The sequence below is a fragment of the Psychrobacter sp. MF31 genome (assembly GCF_012847335.1).
GTDB lineage: Bacteria > Pseudomonadota > Gammaproteobacteria > Pseudomonadales > Moraxellaceae > Psychrobacter.
On the sequence record NZ_JABBDX010000005.1, the window covers coordinates 62,241 to 79,014 of the forward strand.

At 44.3% G+C, this 16,774-nt stretch carries 13 protein-coding genes; 6 read left to right on the forward strand and 7 right to left on the reverse strand.

What is annotated here, in order from left to right; genetic code table 11:
- Positions 1 to 376: 376 nt before the first annotated feature.
- The 4 genes from HF322_RS07910 (at position 377) to dusA (ending at position 5,547) form a co-directional block, all read left to right on the forward strand.
- On the forward strand, positions 377 to 1,306 hold the full coding sequence (locus HF322_RS07910) for an NAD(P)-dependent oxidoreductase (RefSeq protein WP_169392871.1): 930 nt from the start codon (positions 377 to 379) through the stop codon (positions 1,304 to 1,306).
- Positions 1,307 to 1,418: 112 nt separating this feature from the next.
- Positions 1,419 to 3,083: a phospholipase D family protein gene (locus HF322_RS07915; protein ID WP_169392872.1), complete on the forward strand. Its 1,665-nt coding sequence runs from the start codon at positions 1,419 to 1,421 to the stop codon at positions 3,081 to 3,083.
- A 129-nt stretch (positions 3,084 to 3,212) separates the two neighbouring features.
- Positions 3,213 to 4,517 carry an MFS transporter gene (locus HF322_RS07920; RefSeq protein WP_169392873.1) on the forward strand — a complete coding sequence of 435 codons (1,305 nt, stop codon included), beginning with the start codon at positions 3,213 to 3,215 and terminating at the stop codon, positions 4,515 to 4,517.
- Positions 4,518 to 4,584: 67 nt separating this feature from the next.
- Entirely contained in the window at positions 4,585 to 5,547 is a 963-nt protein-coding gene (dusA, locus tag HF322_RS07925; RefSeq protein ID WP_169393059.1) for a tRNA dihydrouridine(20/20a) synthase DusA, read from the forward strand.
- A 15-nt stretch (positions 5,548 to 5,562) separates the two neighbouring features.
- On the opposite strand, the gene HF322_RS07930 is transcribed toward dusA, so the two are convergent.
- The 4 genes from HF322_RS07930 to HF322_RS07945 all read right to left on the reverse strand — a co-directional run bounded on the left by HF322_RS07930 (position 5,563) and on the right by HF322_RS07945 (position 11,228).
- A complete protein-coding gene (locus HF322_RS07930; protein ID WP_169392874.1) occupies positions 5,563 to 6,327 on the reverse strand; it encodes a CPBP family intramembrane glutamic endopeptidase in 765 nt (254 codons plus the stop codon).
- Entirely contained in the window at positions 6,324 to 7,250 is a 927-nt protein-coding gene (locus HF322_RS07935; RefSeq protein ID WP_169393060.1) for an alpha/beta fold hydrolase, read from the reverse strand. The genes HF322_RS07930 and HF322_RS07935 overlap by 4 nt, the downstream gene beginning before the upstream one ends.
- A 72-nt stretch (positions 7,251 to 7,322) precedes the next feature.
- Complete coding sequence (sppA, locus tag HF322_RS07940) at positions 7,323 to 8,384, reverse strand: signal peptide peptidase SppA (protein WP_169392875.1); 1,062 nt, start codon at positions 8,382 to 8,384, stop codon at positions 7,323 to 7,325.
- Positions 8,385 to 8,486: 102 nt separating this feature from the next.
- On the reverse strand, positions 8,487 to 11,228 hold the full coding sequence (locus tag HF322_RS07945; protein WP_223193238.1) for a ComEC/Rec2 family competence protein: 2,742 nt from the start codon (positions 11,226 to 11,228) through the stop codon (positions 8,487 to 8,489).
- Between the two features lie 257 nt (positions 11,229 to 11,485).
- On the opposite strand from HF322_RS07945, the gene HF322_RS07950 reads away from it, so the two are divergent.
- A complete protein-coding gene (locus tag HF322_RS07950) occupies positions 11,486 to 12,061 on the forward strand; it encodes a DUF2062 domain-containing protein (protein WP_169392876.1) in 576 nt (191 codons plus the stop codon).
- Positions 12,062 to 12,067: 6 nt separating this feature from the next.
- On the opposite strand, the gene lolD is transcribed toward HF322_RS07950, so the two are convergent.
- The gene (gene lolD / locus HF322_RS07955; protein WP_169392877.1) at positions 12,068 to 12,748 is read right to left on the reverse strand and encodes a lipoprotein-releasing ABC transporter ATP-binding protein LolD; all 681 of its coding nucleotides are present in this window, start codon (positions 12,746 to 12,748) and stop codon (positions 12,068 to 12,070) included.
- A 35-nt stretch (positions 12,749 to 12,783) separates the two neighbouring features.
- The gene (locus HF322_RS07960; RefSeq protein ID WP_169392878.1) at positions 12,784 to 14,019 is read right to left on the reverse strand and encodes a lipoprotein-releasing ABC transporter permease subunit; all 1,236 of its coding nucleotides are present in this window, start codon (positions 14,017 to 14,019) and stop codon (positions 12,784 to 12,786) included.
- Positions 14,020 to 14,361: 342 nt separating this feature from the next.
- Between HF322_RS07960 and HF322_RS07965 the strand changes: the two genes are divergently transcribed.
- On the forward strand, positions 14,362 to 15,330 hold the full coding sequence (locus HF322_RS07965; RefSeq protein ID WP_169392879.1) for a hypothetical protein: 969 nt from the start codon (positions 14,362 to 14,364) through the stop codon (positions 15,328 to 15,330).
- Positions 15,331 to 15,396: 66 nt separating this feature from the next.
- Here the strand turns inward: HF322_RS07965 and HF322_RS07970 are convergent, their stop codons facing one another.
- A complete protein-coding gene (locus HF322_RS07970; protein WP_169392880.1) occupies positions 15,397 to 15,786 on the reverse strand; it encodes an SCP2 sterol-binding domain-containing protein in 390 nt (129 codons plus the stop codon).
- Positions 15,787 to 16,774 lie beyond the last annotated feature (988 nt).

Consider the following 16,774-nt stretch of genomic DNA (forward strand, 5'->3'; position numbering starts at 1 on the left):
GGGTTAACACGCTAAAAATTTTGGATAAAACGTCCGTTTCAGCTTAAAAGAAAATCAAAAATAGTGGCGGTTATCATAGCACGCAAGGGCTTATTGCGTATCGTCTTATGCGTAAAATTTTGCCGTCTCCTTATTAAATCAAAACGGTCATAAAATAGTGCTCAGCTTGATAAATTTAGACGGTTATCTTAGCAAGCTAAGAAAAGTAACGTATTTATCATAGGCATAAGTCTTAAGTCCTGCTAAGCTTAGCGGCGCTGGCGATCGTGGCTATTTTTGGTTATTTTTATTTGTCAAAATGAAATCGCTACTATTTTTAAACGCCAAAACGTATTTGCTCAAGGTTTACTTATTTTTATAGTCGATAAGGATTGTCATGACCACTCAAACTGCTACTCAAACTCCAACGTCGGTCAGCTTTTTAGGGCTTGGTGCCATGGGATATCCTATGGCAGGGCATCTGGTCAAAGCCTTTGACTCAGTGATGGTCTGGAATCGCAAATTTGATAAAGCCAATCAGCACGAAAGCGAGTTTGGCTCAAAAGCGGTCGATTTTGAAACGGCGGTGAGCGCTGATGTGATTTTTTCTTGTGTCCCAACGAGCGCGCAAACCGCAGAGCTTATTGAGCGCGCCAAGCCCTATTTAAAAAAGGGCAGCGTTTGGGTCGATTGCACCAGTGGCGTCCCTGAATCAGCTATCGCGGCGGCAAACACGTTGCAAGAATTGGGCAGTCATTTTATTGACGCCCCCGTATCAGGACAAACGATTGGCGCAATCAATGGTACGCTGACCGTCATGGTCGGCGGTGACAAGTCAGCGCTTGATTTTGCTTATCCGGCGATTGATTGCTTTGCCGGTCGTATCGAGCACGTCGGCGCAAGTGGTGGCGGCTTTGCGGTTAAAGCGATTAACAATACCTTATTTGCGGTCAACAGCTGGGCGCTTGGTGAAGGACTGAGCGTATTAAAAGCGCATGGCGTCAACCCAAGCGCCGCGCTTGCCTGCATCAATCATTCAAGTGGTCAAAGCTTTGCCTCGAGCGCCACTTTCCCCGATCGCATTGTCAATCGCAGCTTTCCAAAAACGTTTACGCTTGATTTGATGGCAAAAGATTGCGGCATTGCCACTGATTTGCAGCAACAAGCCAAACTTCCTGCACCCGTGATGGCAGCGGTTGCCAGCTTTATGCGCGCTGCTAGCAATCAAGTTGAAGCAGGGTCGGCAGATTTTTCTGAATTTATTAAGTTTTTGGAAAATTGGAGCCAAGTTATCATCAGCGATGAGATGACAACTCCAAAAAATTGATGAGATCATCGTAATAATTAAAGTATAAACGCTCAAATTAGCCCTCAGTGTTAATAGAAGCATTTCGTTGTTTTTGTTTAAAATTATTTTTGCCTAAAAAGGTCACTGCGCTATGCCAAGCTGCTCTGTCTTATTAAGTCGCCTTGCCCAAAGCCTTTGGCTAAGCTTAGCGTTTGGTCTTAGCGCTTGTCAGGTATTGCCAAGCCAGCCGCATTTGCCCAAAAGCCAAGCGCTCACCGCAAAAGTGGCAACGCTTTATCAAGACCAAAAAGCGCAGCCGATCCAAAATAATCCGCGCATCCAACAAAAAAATGCCACAAGCCTTCCTGCCAATAACAATTTGGTGGCGGCAATCAGCGAGCAGCGCGATATCCATCCTGATTTGTCCGGCTATCATCCGATCGTCACCGGTGCCAATGCTTTTGCCGCTCGCAGTATTTTGACTGGAATGGCAAAAAAAAATATCGATGTTCAATATTATATTTGGCATGACGATCAATCAGGTCAGCTGTTACTCAAAGACTTATGGCAAGCCGCGGAGCGCGGCGTGATCGTCAGGCTGTTACTTGACGATTTTAACAATAATGCTCAGTTCGATCAGCAATTGCTTCGGTTTGCCAAGCACCCCAACGTTGCCGTTCGTATCATCAATCCGCTCATGCACCGAAAATTGCAAACGCTGAACTATCTGACCGGACTGCCCAGAATCAATCGGCGAATGCACAATAAAAGCATGACCTTTGATCGGCAAATCACCATCATTGGCGGTCGTAACATTGGCAATGAATACTTAAGTAACGATCAAAAAAGCCAGTTTGCCGATTTGGATGTGCTGCTGATTGGCAAGGTGGTGACCGATATTGACAACAGCTTTAATAGCTACTGGTCAGCGCCGATTTCCTTTGATATTGAAACACTGGCTAAACCTGATCCTAACAGCACAACGGATTTTTTGGCAGGACTTGATAAGCTTGATGAGGATGAAAAAAACAGCGGTCGCAACAGCTTAAAGGTCTATAAAGCGGCGATTGAGGACTCCTCTATTGATCAAGATTTGATCAATAAGCAAGTGCCATTTCGCTGGACGGACATGCAGTTTTTAAGCGATGACGTGGGAAAACTGACCAAAAGCGCGCCCGTTGAAACCAATTTGGTTCAACAATTGCGAACGCTACTTGGTCGCCCAAGCAAAGAGCTGACGATCATTTCGTCCTATTTTGTGCCCACCAAAAATGGTGTTGCCACCTTAATTCAGCTTGCCAATAAAGGCGTTAAGATTAAAATTTTAACCAACTCCTTTGACGCCACCGACGTGACCGCTGTTCATTCAGGATACAGCCAATGGCGACCTCGATTGCTCAAAGCGGGGATTAAGATTTATGAGCTAAAATCAACGGCAAGCGAAGACAAGCGCGAAAATAAGCTTTGGAAAGCTAGAAGCCAGTCCTCAACGAGCCTTCATGCCAAGACCTTTGCTGTGGATGACCATCAAGTTTTTATTGGCTCTTATAATGTCGATCCGCGATCAGCCAACATCAATACTGAAATGGGCGTGATTATCAATGATGATGATTTGGCGCGCCAACTTCATGAAGCGCTGAGCGATGATTTGCTCAACCAAGCTTATGAGGTGCGCTTGACGCCAGAGGGTCATTTAGAATGGCACACGGTTGAGGGCGGTCGATCGGTCATTTATCAAGCCGAGCCGCGCGTGGATGTGATCGATCATATTTGGCTCACGGTGATGTCTTGGCTGCCGATTGATTGGCTGCTGTAATTAGTAAAATAGCTAAAAACTTAGTCATAACTTTAATTCATAACTTGTTAAATAAATTTATTCGTTGCTCAGTGTTATAACGATGCTTTTTATGTGGCACTTATTTGCTTTTTGGATGTGTGATTTATTATGCCTTCTCGATCTCAATATGCATTGATGTCATCAAAAGACAAAAATATGGTACTGTTTGTTTGCTTTAGCAGCGCCGTGGCATTTTTTGATTTTTTAATTTACCTTTATATGGCAGATACCGTTTCAGCGGCATTGTTTCCGATCATGGTGGATGCAAAATTTGCCAAATTACAAGGGCTAAGCTTGTTTGCGGTCGGCTATTTGGCGCGACCGCTTGGCGGCGTGATTCTTGGGCGCTATGGCGATATCAAAGGTCGCAAGCCGGTATTGCTGATCAGTATGCTGGTCATGGCATTTAGTATGTTGGCAATGGCGTGTCTGCCCACCTTTGCGCAATGGGGCTTTGCGGCTTCTGCGCTATTTATCATTTTGCGGCTGATTCAAGGCATGGCATTTGGCGTTTTTGTGCCGCTGTCTTGGACTTTTGTGGCAGAGCATGTGCCTCGGCAGTATTTGTCCATTGGCTGTAGTTACGTCACGGCAAGCTTTTTTGTTGGGGTGTTATTTTCCAACGGCTTTTTTACTTGGCTAAATAGCACCATGACCTCAGAAGAGCTGGTGACAAATGGTTGGCGACTGCCATTTGTTGTGGCAGCGGTGTTAAGCTTTTTACCACTGGTTGCTTGGCGCTTTATCAACGAAACGCCTTTTTTTGAGGAGCTCGTTAGAGCTAAGCAAAAATCACCCCCGCAGCCGATAACGCTATTGTTTAAGCATTGCGGTCAGTCCATTTTTATTGCCATGATGCTCACGTTAATCATCTCAAGTATTACCACGGTGGTGGTACTGCTGCTTCCGGATTTGATTGAGCTGAGCTTTACGATTAACAATGATTTGTTTGGGTTTTCGCACAGCCTTGGCATTGTGTTTATGGTGTTTGGCTGCGTGTTTTATGGTCTGCTTTCCAATTATCAAAACTTTGGTAAAATATTGGGGATTGGCTCCGCGCTTTTGATCGCCCAAACCATTGCCTTTTTTTATCATCTGCAAGCAGGCGGGGATTATGTGCTGATCATGTACGCCCTTCTCGGCTTTTTTTCTGGGATTGTTGGGATGGTTCCGGCAATTTTGGTACAATTGTTTCCAACCAACGTGCGCTTAACAGGGCTTTCTTTTTCTTACAACGTGATGTATAGCGTGGTCGGTGCTGTGGTGCCCTTTGGCTTGGGCTACGCGGCTTTAATCTTAGGATTTGCGCCTGCGCTTTATATGACATTTATTGGTGCTATTGGCATCATCATGGGCTTGTATTTTTATCAATTGCCAGAATTTAAGCGCATCAATGAGGTCGTTGAGGGTTAAAATAGCGTATTGACCCTCATTTGAAATCATGTTTGAGCTATAAATTTAAGGTAATTTAGTCATGGTTATGTCCCAAAAACGCCTATCGATTGCACCCATGATCGACTGGACCACTGCAGACTTTAGATTTTTTGCGCGGCTGTTTAATCCAAAGGTTGTGTTATATACCGAAATGATCAGCACCGGCGCTATTTTAAAGGGCAATCGAGCGCGGCATTTGCGCTTTGATGACGCTGAGCATCCGCTCGTATTGCAACTTGGCGGCGCGGACAGCACTGAGATGACCGACTGCGCTATCATCGCTCAAGACTGCGGCTTTGACGAAGTTAATATTAATGTTGGCTGCCCCTCTGATCGCGTTCAACATAACAAAATTGGCGCTTGCCTCATGGCAGAACCCAAAACGGTTGCCGCTTTGGTTAAAAATATGCAATCGGCGGTTGATATTCCAATTACTGTCAAGCACCGAATCGGCATTGATCACTTTGACAGCTATGACTTTATGCGCGATTTTGTGACCACAGTTGCTGACGCGGGATGTAAGCATTTTATTGTTCATGCCAGAACCGCTTGGCTTCAAGGCTTAAGCCCAAAACAAAACCGCGAAATCCCGCCGCTGCGCTACGAGGAGGTTTATCGATTAAAGCAAGAATTTCCGACGCTTATGATCGAAATCAACGGCGGCATTGAAAGTATTGCGGATATCAAAGCGCACTTAGCTCACGTTGATGGCGTGATGATCGGTCGCGCCTTTTATCATAATCCGTATTTGTTAGCTGAAGCCAATACGCTGTGGGGCAATCCAGTGCCAAAGCGCTCAGAAGTTTTGGCTCAGCTTTATCCGTATTTGGAAGCCAAAGTGGCAGATGGTGAAGTGCTTGCAACCATGGCACGGCATTATTTAGGGCTGTTTCAAGGCTTGACTGGCGCTCGAAAGTGGCGTCAGGCGCTCAGCGGCAAACCCCAATTAACCCTTGATGATATTAAAACAGCTGCAAGTGAGGTTTTGGCATTAAATCTGGACGCTTAATTACGCTGCATTTTGTTAAGTTCCTGATTGCTGCAAATATTGCAGCATTGCCGCGCCATTATTGATGATGTGCAAGAGCATGGGCAGTAGCAGCGATCCGGATTTGATTCGCGCTAAGCAAAATATCAGCGCTAAAATCACAATGGTAGTCATCTCATAAATGCCATATTGCAAATGGATCAGCGCAAAAATGATGCTGGTGATTAAACTTGCAATCACCACACCGCGCGGCGGCTCAAATTGCTCAGCGATCGCTGACCAAAGCAGCCCACGAAACACCAACTCTTCATAAATGGGCGCAACCACCACCATCACGGCAACCAATAACCAAACTGAGCTTACCGATTCAAACAGCGGATCAACAAACTCAAGCGGCACTTTATCTAGCACATAAGTTAGCGCTTGGCTGCCAATCATAAATATCAACAAAATACCGATCATAGCAATCGCGACTTTGGCGCTAAAAGACTTGATGGCAAGATAATCGAGCATTGAGCGCTTTTTTAGCCGCAATATCAGCCAAATCAACAAGGTCAATATCAGCGCGCTAAAAATGATGGAAGCGCTCACCACCGTGCCATCACTACTTCCTAAAAACAGCACCTCATCCCAAAGTAGCGCGTTACTGTTAGGAAGTAACCATTTTCCCGCCAAAAATACGCTTGCCGTTTGGCTGACAAAAAACAAAATAAGGGCAGCTATCACCAGCCCAATAACCCCAAGCCTTGAAAATAATGGCTTTGGTAATGCGGCATTAGGCGTTGATAGCGCTTGCCTCATTCAGCGGATTCCAAGTTGGCGCGCGATTGATTAGACGCTTTACTTTGCGCTGCCAAAATCTCAAGAACACGCTTTGATACCGATTTTGGATGCTCAAGCGGAAACATATGACCACCCGGATGAGTTTCAAAGTGAATGCCAAGCCTTGCGTTCACTTTTTGTGGAAATTTTTGTTTATAAAACACGCTATCTTCACCAATAATTAAGGTGACCGGCGGCTTTGGCGCTTTATTTGGCGTGAGCCAATACCACGACGGGTTGCTACGAAATACTGCCACTTCACTGGCTTTTGGAATCGCAAGCGTCACTTTACCATCCGCGCGCTCCTCAAGACCATGATTAATATATCCTTGAAAACTGGCTTCGGTAAAGTCTTTAAAAAAGGCTTTTTGGCGCAGCTTTTGATAAGCATCTTCGCGGCTGTCCCAAACATCACGGCGGTATTTTGAAATGCCAGACGGTGAGAGTTTATCCATCAAGCGGTGGTTCATCATTGGCAAGCGATCGGCAGTTTTTGCCAAATGCCAAACAAAGCTTTTATGACCATAAATCCAAGGCGGATCTAAAAGTACCGCTTGGCTAACGCGATCGGGCGCGCGGTAAAGCGATTGTAGCGAGCACATTGCCCCAAGCGAGTGACCAACTACCACTAGCGTATCCACGCCGTGCTTTTGGCAAGCACTTTCAATGCTGTCCGTCACCTGCTGAGTGAGACTTTTCCAGTGGTTGTCCACCGGATAATCAGGCGTCGCGCCGAGCATCGCAATGCGCTCAATGGTAAAAAACGGCTCAAATACCTCAAAAAATGCCGCCTCCAAATAAATTGCACTTGGCATGCCATTGGCGTGAGCAAAATGCAAAACCGGCTTTTGAGTCAGCTTTGATTTTGGCAGCGCCGCAAAGCTTTTAACATCTAGGGTCATGGTCACTTTTGTTCCAGTCTTAATTACATCATTAAAAAAAAGCAGCCAAAGTTTGCTTTAGCTGCTGTTAAATTAGCGCATTTGCGCTTGATTGTCTTCTTTTGGCAACACATCAAGGCTTAAATTTGAGCCAAATCCTGCGCCCATCTTGACCGCAAAGCGATCCATAAACTGCTGAAACGGATCCATTGGCGTGTAATTGACCACGTTATCAAGCTTTAATTGGCGCTCAAGCGTTGCAATGCTTCCGGTTTTATCGGCAAGACCTAAAGCGATGGACTGCTCACCTGTCCAAAACAGCCCTGAAAACAGCTTATTTTCTTCAGGGTTTTTTAGCCGATCGCCACGACCTTGTTTGACCGCATTGATAAAATGCTTGTGGGTATTGGCAAGCACCAATTCGACGTGTTTTTGCTCATACTCAGTCAAAGGTCGCGATAAGCTTAAAATGTCTTTGTACTCGCCTGCCGTGATGGTACGATCTTTAACGCCGACTTTATCCATCAAGCCCTCAATATTATAGCTTGGCATAATGACGCCGATGGAGCCGACCAAACTTGATGGGTTGACATAAATCTCATCTGCTGCTGAAGCAATGTAATACGCACCCGATGCGCCCATATCGCCAATCACCGCATAAAGCTTTTTCTTTGGATATTTTTTCTTAAGCTCCATCATGGTTTGCCAAATCTCATCCGACTGCACCGGCGAGCCACCGGGCGAGTTGATATCCAACGCCACCGCTTTTGAATTTGGATTTTCAAAAGCGCGGGTTAATGCCTCATTGACATCATAAGCGTTTGCCGGATCGCTATTGCTGATCGTCCCTTGCAAGTCAACGACAGCTAGGTGCGATTGGCTGCTATCGCCGCTGAGACTATCAAACCCTGTTGCTTTTGGCGCACTGCAACCGCGACCAAGCGTTAAAAATATCAATAAAATATAGCCAAAGGTCAACAGTTTAAAAAAAATGCCCCAACGGCGAGCTCGGCGCTGCTCCTCAACGCTTGCCAGCAACGTTTTTTCGATCAAGCGCCATTCTTGACCGCTTGGCGGCGTGGCGACCGGCTTTAAATTGTCATTATTATTCAAATTTTCTGGGCGTCTATTGGGATCAGGGGGCCAATTTGGCATAACTATTCCTAAACAAATCAATAAAAATTGTCAGTATGGTGACAATTGCAAACAGGTTCAATAGTTTGTTGGTGAAATCTTCTTAATCTAAATAAAAAAGGCTTAAGGCGGCAAATTTGCCAGCAACGCATCAAGCGGTTTTTTATCATAAGTGACCACGGAATCAATGGATAATTTGGTTAAGCTTTCAGTAGAAATTTGCGATCGGCTGTGACCCAGCCAACGACTTGCTTCGTCAATATTTTGATTGGCGCAAAGCAACTGCCAAAGCTGCCAACTTCTTGAATGACGACTGCTGTCCAAAATAATACTTTGGGATTTGGCAGATTTTTTGTCATTATCCATATTAACTGATTGCACTAAGGCTTTCTCAGAGTTTTTGGGATTTACGGTATTAAAATGAACAATTTGAATGGGCGCTTGACTGCTAATTTTAACACTACAATCCCAAACGCGACTGTCGCTGATATCAGCCCAGCCCGTCATTGCTTCAATACTTATTGAGCTGTCCGTTGCGATTGGTTGCCAAATTTTTCCCGCTTGGCACGGCTGAGCACTTAACGCAGCTTTGGGCAACCTACCAAGCTTCCCTGCTTGCCAATAGTGATGAATTGCGATTTTCTCACTTAATATCGCAGCAGTGGTAGGTAATAATGGCAAACGGTTTTGCGCGGTTACCTTTTCTTCAAGATCATCCGCTGATTGGACAATCATACCATCAAGGCGCGTGATATTTAACCGCTGCAAGTCGTTGATTAAGGTTTCAGCAAGCGTTTCGCCGTTTAACTGACTTGGGCGCTGCTGCCAAGATGAATTATCCATTGGTCGATGATCGGATAATATCAGCCAATTAGCCGAACTGTCCTTTGACGCTAACGGATATTGCAATATCGCAGCGCTGATCAGCGTATCATCGGTGGGTAAAATATATAACGTCGGCGCGGCTATCAGCGCTTGATTTTGCGCATTGACCGTCATCACCAACAAAATTAATGGTGGAATTGCCAAATAACGACTGAGTAAACCGCGCGGAAGTAGCCAAGGCAGCAGGACAAAACCGGTGATTAACAATAAACTTGGCGTCATGACGGTGGTCAACCAAGCTTGCTTTGTACCAACAAGTCCTGTTATCCAAGTGATCACTTGATGAAGCCAAGTAACCATTTGAATAAGCAATTGCCAAATTTGATCTGCCGCCGCTGGTAACAACAAATAAAGAATACCTGCCAATAAATTTAGCGGCACAAGCAGCCAACCAAAGACGCCAATGGCAAATAAATTGACCGCCAACCCCCAAAGCGACACTTTGCCAAACAATAGCAGCGTTACTGGCAATAGCGCTAAAAACAGCCAACATTGCAGCTTAAATAAGCTTTTAAATGCTTGCCAAACGCGATTTATCCAACCGATATCAAGATAATCATCAGAGTTTATTTTCGCGTGCTTTTCTTCATAAGCCAATAACAGTGCCACCGCAATAAAGGACAGCCAATAGCCTGCCTGCCAAAGCACCATGGGGTCAAACCAAGCCATAATCACCGCAAGACCAAGCAGCACTTGCCGCGTAGAAATGGGCAGAAGCGTTAATCTCACCAGTCCTACCGCCAAAAGCGTCCAAGCCGTCCTTGCTGCTGGAACATCAAATCCAGTAAACAGCGCATATAAAAATGCTGCCGCGACCATCACCAAAAACCGCCATTGCCAACGTGGTAGCCGCTGATAACCCGTTGCCCAAAACCGATCCATCATGTTGCTGACCACAGCCGCTAAGATCAGCGCCAAAAACAAAACATGAGTTCCTGATATAGCAAGCAGGTGCGAAATCCCTGCAACTTGGTACAACTCTTTGGTATCGCGATTGATTAAGCTGCGATCGCCTGTTAACAAGCTGAGCGTCACAGCCCAAGCTTGCTGATTATCATTTGTATAAGCTTCCCAATCTTGATAAAAATGCTGACGTAAATTAAAACGCGAGAGGTCAATGGTTTGGTGGAATTTTTGAAATAAACCTTCCTCTGATGACGTTTGCAATCCTGAAAGCGTCACCTCACTGACCGCCTGAATTTGCGCCGTGCCATCAATATGCCGCGAGCGCAGCCAGCGATAACTGTCAAACCCTGACGATGACACCTCATTTGATTGAGCTAACGGCTTAAGCGTTAATGTCATCAACCTGATCTCATTGGGTTTTAAGCCATTGAGCTTATCGGCAAGGTTATCCTCGTCATTTTGGCGTTTTTTTTGAAACTTTGATGCCGCTTTTGATTTGGGTTTTGGCGGTGATGTTAAAGCATTATTAGGTTTTGGATAAGCTTGCAATAAAACACGCGGCGGATTTGCCAAAATATTTGCTTGCCAAGGTGAATTAGGATTAAGGGCTTGCTTTGCCAGTTGATCAAGCTGAGCTGAAGACAATTTTTCCGTCATGGGCAGCATTGCTTCAATGATTGCCACTTGCCGATAACCGCTATCGACCGTCATGACGCTATCGCTAAGACCTTCAATCCGAACCAGCGCTTGAACGCGAAGACTTTGAGTGATTTGGCTATTTTGCGTGAAGTGATGATTGATTAAAACTTGTAAAACACTAATTGCAATAATCAGACAAGCCAGTCCAAGCAAAATAATTTGCCGACTTAGCCGTATAAGCAATTGATAAGATTTAAAATAAGGCTTGTAATCATGCAAAAATATCATTATCAAAGCGATTATTATACCGATAATGATTAAGGTGGATGACGTAAAAGAAGTGATCCAACTGCTTTCAGGAATGCCCATACCAGTTGCGACATCAAGCGCCGCCAGCATAACGAGCAATATGGCAGTCCCCAATAACCAAAACAATCGCCCTCCTTAAGCTTTTACTAGCAAAACTATTGTCTTGATTATTAAATAACTGCCATCATTATTGATACTTCCATCAAACCGCTAGTTATAGTCAATTACTAATAAAAAGTCGAGCACTTTTTTTAGTGAATGGCTTTAAATAAGATATTGTCTTATACTGACTTTGATTTTTATGATCGATTTTTCTTTTAATTTTTAAGCAAGCTTTTTGCAATCAAAAAGTATGGTAACAGCAATTAATGTAAGGCAATCTTGTGCCCAAAAAACGTCTTAAAGCCCTACTCCCAACGCCTGAAAAGCTGATGGAAAGCCGCTCAATGAAGTACTTTGCGCCGCATTTGGTGGATGCAAGGCTTTGGCAATTTAACCGAAAAAGCTTGAATAAAGCCGTTTATATCGGCGTGCTTAGCGCTTTTTTTCCGCTGCCAGGACAGATGCTGCTTGCGCTCATTGGGGCGCTGGTGTTTCGCGCCAATGTGCCGATGGCGCTTGGGCTGACTTGGATCACCAATCCCGTTACTACTTTGCCGGTGTTTTATGCCGCGTATTATGTGGGCGCGACCATTTTAGGCGAGCCGATGATCAGCTTGCGCCTTATTGGTAAGATGGTTGCAGATTTTAGCTTATGGATTTTGGCAGATGGGGCAAACCCGTTTGTGACGTATCAAGGTTCGGTATCGATTACGGCGTTTTGTTTGGGGCTGGTACTGATGGCGATTGTCACCAGTATTATTTGCGGTTTGGCATTTAATGTCATTTGGCGTTATAAAACCATTATTTCATGGCAAAAACGCCAACTTGACGACCAAAAGCGCGACTTTAAAAGATAAAGGCGCTTAATACGACTCCCAATGACCATTTCGAAGCAGCAACTGCCGATCAGCAAGTTCAGCAAGACTGCGATCATGAGTGACCATCAATAGCGCCGTTTGCATCGTACTTTGAAGCTCTGAGAGCATCCCAAACACGCTTTGGGCATTGTCATAATCCAAGTTACCCGTCGGCTCATCGGCTAAAATCAGTGATGGCTTAGTCACAAGCGCGCGAGCAATGGCAACGCGTTGGCGCTCACCGCCTGACAGCTCACCGGGTCGATGATCAAGCCTGTGACCAAGACCTACTTTTTCAAGCAGCTCAACCGCTTGGTCGCGGGCGCTGTCCACGCTGACTTTTGGGCGCATGAGTAACGGCATGGCAACGTTTTCAACGGCGGTAAACTCTGCCAATAAATGATGAAACTGATAAATAAATCCCAAATATTGATTGCGCATCGCGCCGCGCTCAGTTTCATTCATTTTATTTAGGCATTTACCATGAAGCCAAACCTCACCGCTTGTTGGCGTATCCAAACCGCCAAGCAAATGCAGTAAGGTGCTTTTTCCAGAACCGCTCGTACCAACGATGGCAATGCGCTCACCGGCATTAACCGTCAAGTCAAGCCCCGTTAACACTTGCGTGGTCACTTTACCTTCATCATAAATTTTGCTGATATTGGTTGCTGTTAAAATTGCGCTCATCGCCTGTTTATCCTTTTTATTCTTTGACCCAATGCTTATTCGTAACGCAGCGTTTGCGCAGGCTGAATTTTTGCCGCTCGGCGCGCCGGATAAATGGTTGCCAAAAAGCTTAATACAAATGATGCCGTGGTAATCAGCACCACATCAAGCGCTCGCAGTTGTGACGGTAAATAATTGATAAAATAAGCGTCAAATAAATGCAGCCCAAAGCTTTGGTTAATAAAGCCTAAAATATCGCTGATGGTGAGCGCAAAAATCACCCCCAAAATCGTTCCGGCAACCGTTCCGATCACGCCAATGACCACGCCTTGAACCATAAATACTTGGGTGATGAGCTTTGGGGAGGCGCCAAAAGTTTTTAAAATGGCAATGTCCGCTTTTTTATCGGTGACGAGCATCACAAGGCTTGAGACGATATTAAACGCCGCCACTAAAATGATTAAAAATAGCAATAAGCCAACCATCGCTTTTTCCATTTGGATTGCGCCAAACAAGTTGCCATGCGTTTGCGTCCAGTCACTTGGATACAGCTGATCGGGCGCTATTTGCGCCGCTTTTTGGGCAGCCATTGGCGCATTAAAAATGTTATCAAGCTTCATTCGGATGCCTTGAGCGCCATCAGGAAGCCTGAGCAGTTTTGCTGCATCATTCATCGGGATAAACGCCATGAGGCTGTCAACTTCAGGGCTGATGCTAAACACGCCAGACAGCGTAAAACGCTTAAATCTTGGAATCACGCCAGCAGGCGACGGTGATGCTTCAGGAAGCACGAGCGTCACTTTATCACCGACTTGAAGCCCTAACGACTGAACCATCTCCTCGCCCAAAACAATATTAAAATCGCCGCTTTTGAGCGTATCAATACTGCCTTCAGTCATGTGATTGTTAATGATAGAGACATTTTTTTCGTATTTAGGATCAATTCCTGTGACCATAATTCCGGCAACTTGACCGTTTGCTGTAAGCATCCCTTGCAGCTGAATAAAAGGCGCAACCGCACTGACTTCGGGGTCTTTTTTAATGTCCGCCGCCAATGATTGCCAATCGCTGATCACCTCCGTTGATACCACCGTGGCTTGCGGCACCATCCCTAAAATTCGCGATTTAAGCTCACGATCAAAGCCATTCATCACCGATAACACCGTAATCAGTACGGCAACGCCAAGGGTCAGCCCAATCATCGAAATCAGTGAAATAAAGGAAATAAAACGGTTACTGCGCTCAGCTCGGGTATACCGAAGACCGATAAATAACGCTAAAGGACGAAACATAAGTCAAACTCTTTTTACCAATGACTGCCCGCTGTCGCTTTTAGGCGAACAGCAAAGCTTGCTTTTATAGGCTTTTTATTGATGGTTAAGACGACACTTTGCCAAAATGGGGATAGTTTGACACAATTTGCGCGCTCTGTGCCAATCATTAGTAAAATCTTTTTTGCCGTGATCCTGCGCTTTGGTATTATTTTTTATGACAGACTTGCTATTATAAGTGGTTATACCTATATAGATTGGGTGAGATAACGTAAGCTTGGGATATTGACAATCATTTTTCATAGTCGACTTTGAATGCATTTTTTGCCAAATGCCCCGACTGACTTCATTTTGAGTAATTTTATGACCATCAATTATCAATATAAAAACGTGCAACCCCCCGCCAAAGTCGTCTTAACCGATGAGCAGACCACAGGTCACGCCGATCATTGGCGCATTTTAACCGATGACATGAGCGAAGATGTGCCAAATTGGCTGTCGCAAATGATTGATCGCGCTGTCATGCCCAAAGGCTTAAACGATCAGGTCAGTGCTTATGACCACAGACTTTTGCTTTCTGAAAACGCGCCTTGTCATATCAATCAAGTGCTAGCAATGAAAGAGGGTAAACCTGAGCGCTTTATCAATGCTTATCCTTGCATCAATGGTCCTTATGGATTGCACTGCCAAATTGAGCGCGTGATTGTCAATGACGACACTTTAGATGCCGTTTTACGATTAAAATCCTCGGATGGCAGCATTATTTATGCTTTTGACCAACTTTATGCGGTCAATCGCCACTTATACCAAAAGCAAGAAGAGTATTTTGTGAACTTTAGCGCTTGGGCGCATGAAATTTCACAAAGCAAACAAGATGAAGTGATTTTAGTTGAAGATCAAGAAGCCATCCGTTATCACCGCGCGTTCAACGATATTGTTGCGGAAAATAATGGCGTCATTCCTGAGGATATCCAAGATAAAATCAAAGTTTGGCAGCCTGAAACCGAAGCTCAAATGGCGCCTGTTGAAATTAACCTTGGTCACATGTGTGCCTATTTATTTGGCGACACCTTTGGTCAAGAAGATGAAGCGTGGTGTCAAGGTCAAGTATTAGGCAAACAAGAAGCTCAATTTAACGGTCAAACGATTTTATTGTTTGATGTGGTGATCCTTCGTGAAGCCAATGCTATGCCCTTTGTGGTTCGAATGGGCGCGGTGAATAACAAAGCCCACCAAGCCATTGAAGTGAATGACTATATTCAAGCAAATATTTGGCTTCAAGCCGCGATTTATAAAGAAAACCAACAATCAGCGCAGTCTCAAGCCAGCTAAGCTTGTTAACCACCATAAAAAAGCGCCCTTAAATTTGGACGCTTTTTTATTATAAAAACGTTGCAATTATGCCATTTCGGTCATTGCATAAACGCGCTTAAACAGCTGTTTTTGCTCCGCGCTTGGTCGCGCCGTTTGTAGCGCCATCAATTGTGACATATCGCCTTCAACGCGAATTTTTCCAGTCATAAACGCACCCATCACCTCATTAATATCAAAGCCGCTGATGAGGTTTTGCAACGTTTCGCGATCCAAAATCAACGTGGTGGTCGCCGCATCCGTCAAGCCTTTATGCAAATAACCTTGAGCATAATTGGCTTCAACATCACCGCTACTATCAAGCACTTTTAAATTAATGGTCATGTTTGCAAGTGCAGGCGGCAAATTTAACTCCCCAACCTCGCTTGCAATTTGATCCACTTCATTAAACCAATCTTCTGTTAAAAATACCGCCATTAAGCTCTCCTTTATTTTAAAATTTTAAGTTAGCAGATAATTACCGATTATAAGTAACGTCTTGCGTATAAGTAGCGCCTTGCGATTATTTGGCAAAGCCTTGGCTATTATGGCGCGATTTGGCTCAAAGTAACACTGTTAATCAATGTTGCTTGCCAAACTGTAACAATAAGTCCGATTAGCTATCACTATCTTGAAGTCAATAATCACTAATTCCTTACTTATTGTATTGATATGTTACCGCAATTTGATATGATAGGGTCGTTAAGCGTAAGCAATATTTTATCTTAACATTCAAGAGCGTTGAGCGTATCATAAGGCGATTTTTAAAAAGATAAAGCAATGTGTTCCATCCAAGCTTTATTTTCTTAATAAAAACGCAAAAATTTTCATGGAAAAATATAGCAGATTGACGTTTATATTTTGGTCAATCAAGCTTATAATGATCCTGAAAAATTTCAAATTTTTGCTGATATTCCAACGACTTAGCTTTTATTTTTTTCAAAAATTAAATCTAAACGCTGCTGGAATAATTACCAAATAGTTTGTATTTTGGCGCATCACTTTGATGATATTTGATTAAGATTGCGTTACAATACCTTAAACAGAGTCGGGAGTTTTAACTAAACATTACGTAATTGTGTAACTGTCAGCCGCCGCTAGCATACTTCTTCGATTGCTGAGCCCATCATCATGAGAAGGCATGTGACATACTCATTTAGATGAGGATCAAGCTGGCGCATTTTCTTATCAACCCAAACCTTTATTTAAGTGACCCCTTATTTGGCAAAGCGCTTTTGCTTAAAAAGCCCGTCACTTGCGCTGATCATTAAGTCATACGGCTTAGGCAAGTGATAAAAAAGCAGAATAAAAGGTTTAGGAAGTTAAGCTAAATTGGACATTGGCAAGTGGCGTGGTCGGTTTTAACCTTTGCTATAAAAGCGTTTAATCGTCAAGCATTAGTTAATTCTATTGATAATTCGGGCTG

Bases quoted from the DNA above. Each gene is read 5' to 3' on its own strand.
- HF322_RS07970 (WP_169392880.1), bottom strand. From the start codon at position 15,786: ATGGCGGTATTTTTAACAGAAGATTGGTTTAATGAAGTGGATCAAATT.
- HF322_RS07965 (WP_169392879.1), top strand. From the start codon at position 14,362: ATGACCATCAATTATCAATATAAAAACGTGCAACCCCCCGCCAAAGTC.
- HF322_RS07935 (WP_169393060.1), bottom strand. From the start codon at position 7,250: ATGACCCTAGATGTTAAAAGCTTTGCGGCGCTGCCAAAATCAAAGCTG.
- HF322_RS07960 (WP_169392878.1), bottom strand. From the start codon at position 14,019: ATGTTTCGTCCTTTAGCGTTATTTATCGGTCTTCGGTATACCCGAGCT.
- HF322_RS07920 (WP_169392873.1), top strand. From the start codon at position 3,213: ATGCCTTCTCGATCTCAATATGCATTGATGTCATCAAAAGACAAAAAT.
- HF322_RS07915 (WP_169392872.1), top strand. From the start codon at position 1,419: ATGCCAAGCTGCTCTGTCTTATTAAGTCGCCTTGCCCAAAGCCTTTGG.
- dusA (WP_169393059.1), top strand. From the start codon at position 4,585: ATGTCCCAAAAACGCCTATCGATTGCACCCATGATCGACTGGACCACT.
- sppA (WP_169392875.1), bottom strand. From the start codon at position 8,384: ATGCCAAATTGGCCCCCTGATCCCAATAGACGCCCAGAAAATTTGAAT.
- lolD (WP_169392877.1), bottom strand. From the start codon at position 12,748: ATGAGCGCAATTTTAACAGCAACCAATATCAGCAAAATTTATGATGAA.
- HF322_RS07930 (WP_169392874.1), bottom strand. From the start codon at position 6,327: ATGAGGCAAGCGCTATCAACGCCTAATGCCGCATTACCAAAGCCATTA.
- HF322_RS07910 (WP_169392871.1), top strand. From the start codon at position 377: ATGACCACTCAAACTGCTACTCAAACTCCAACGTCGGTCAGCTTTTTA.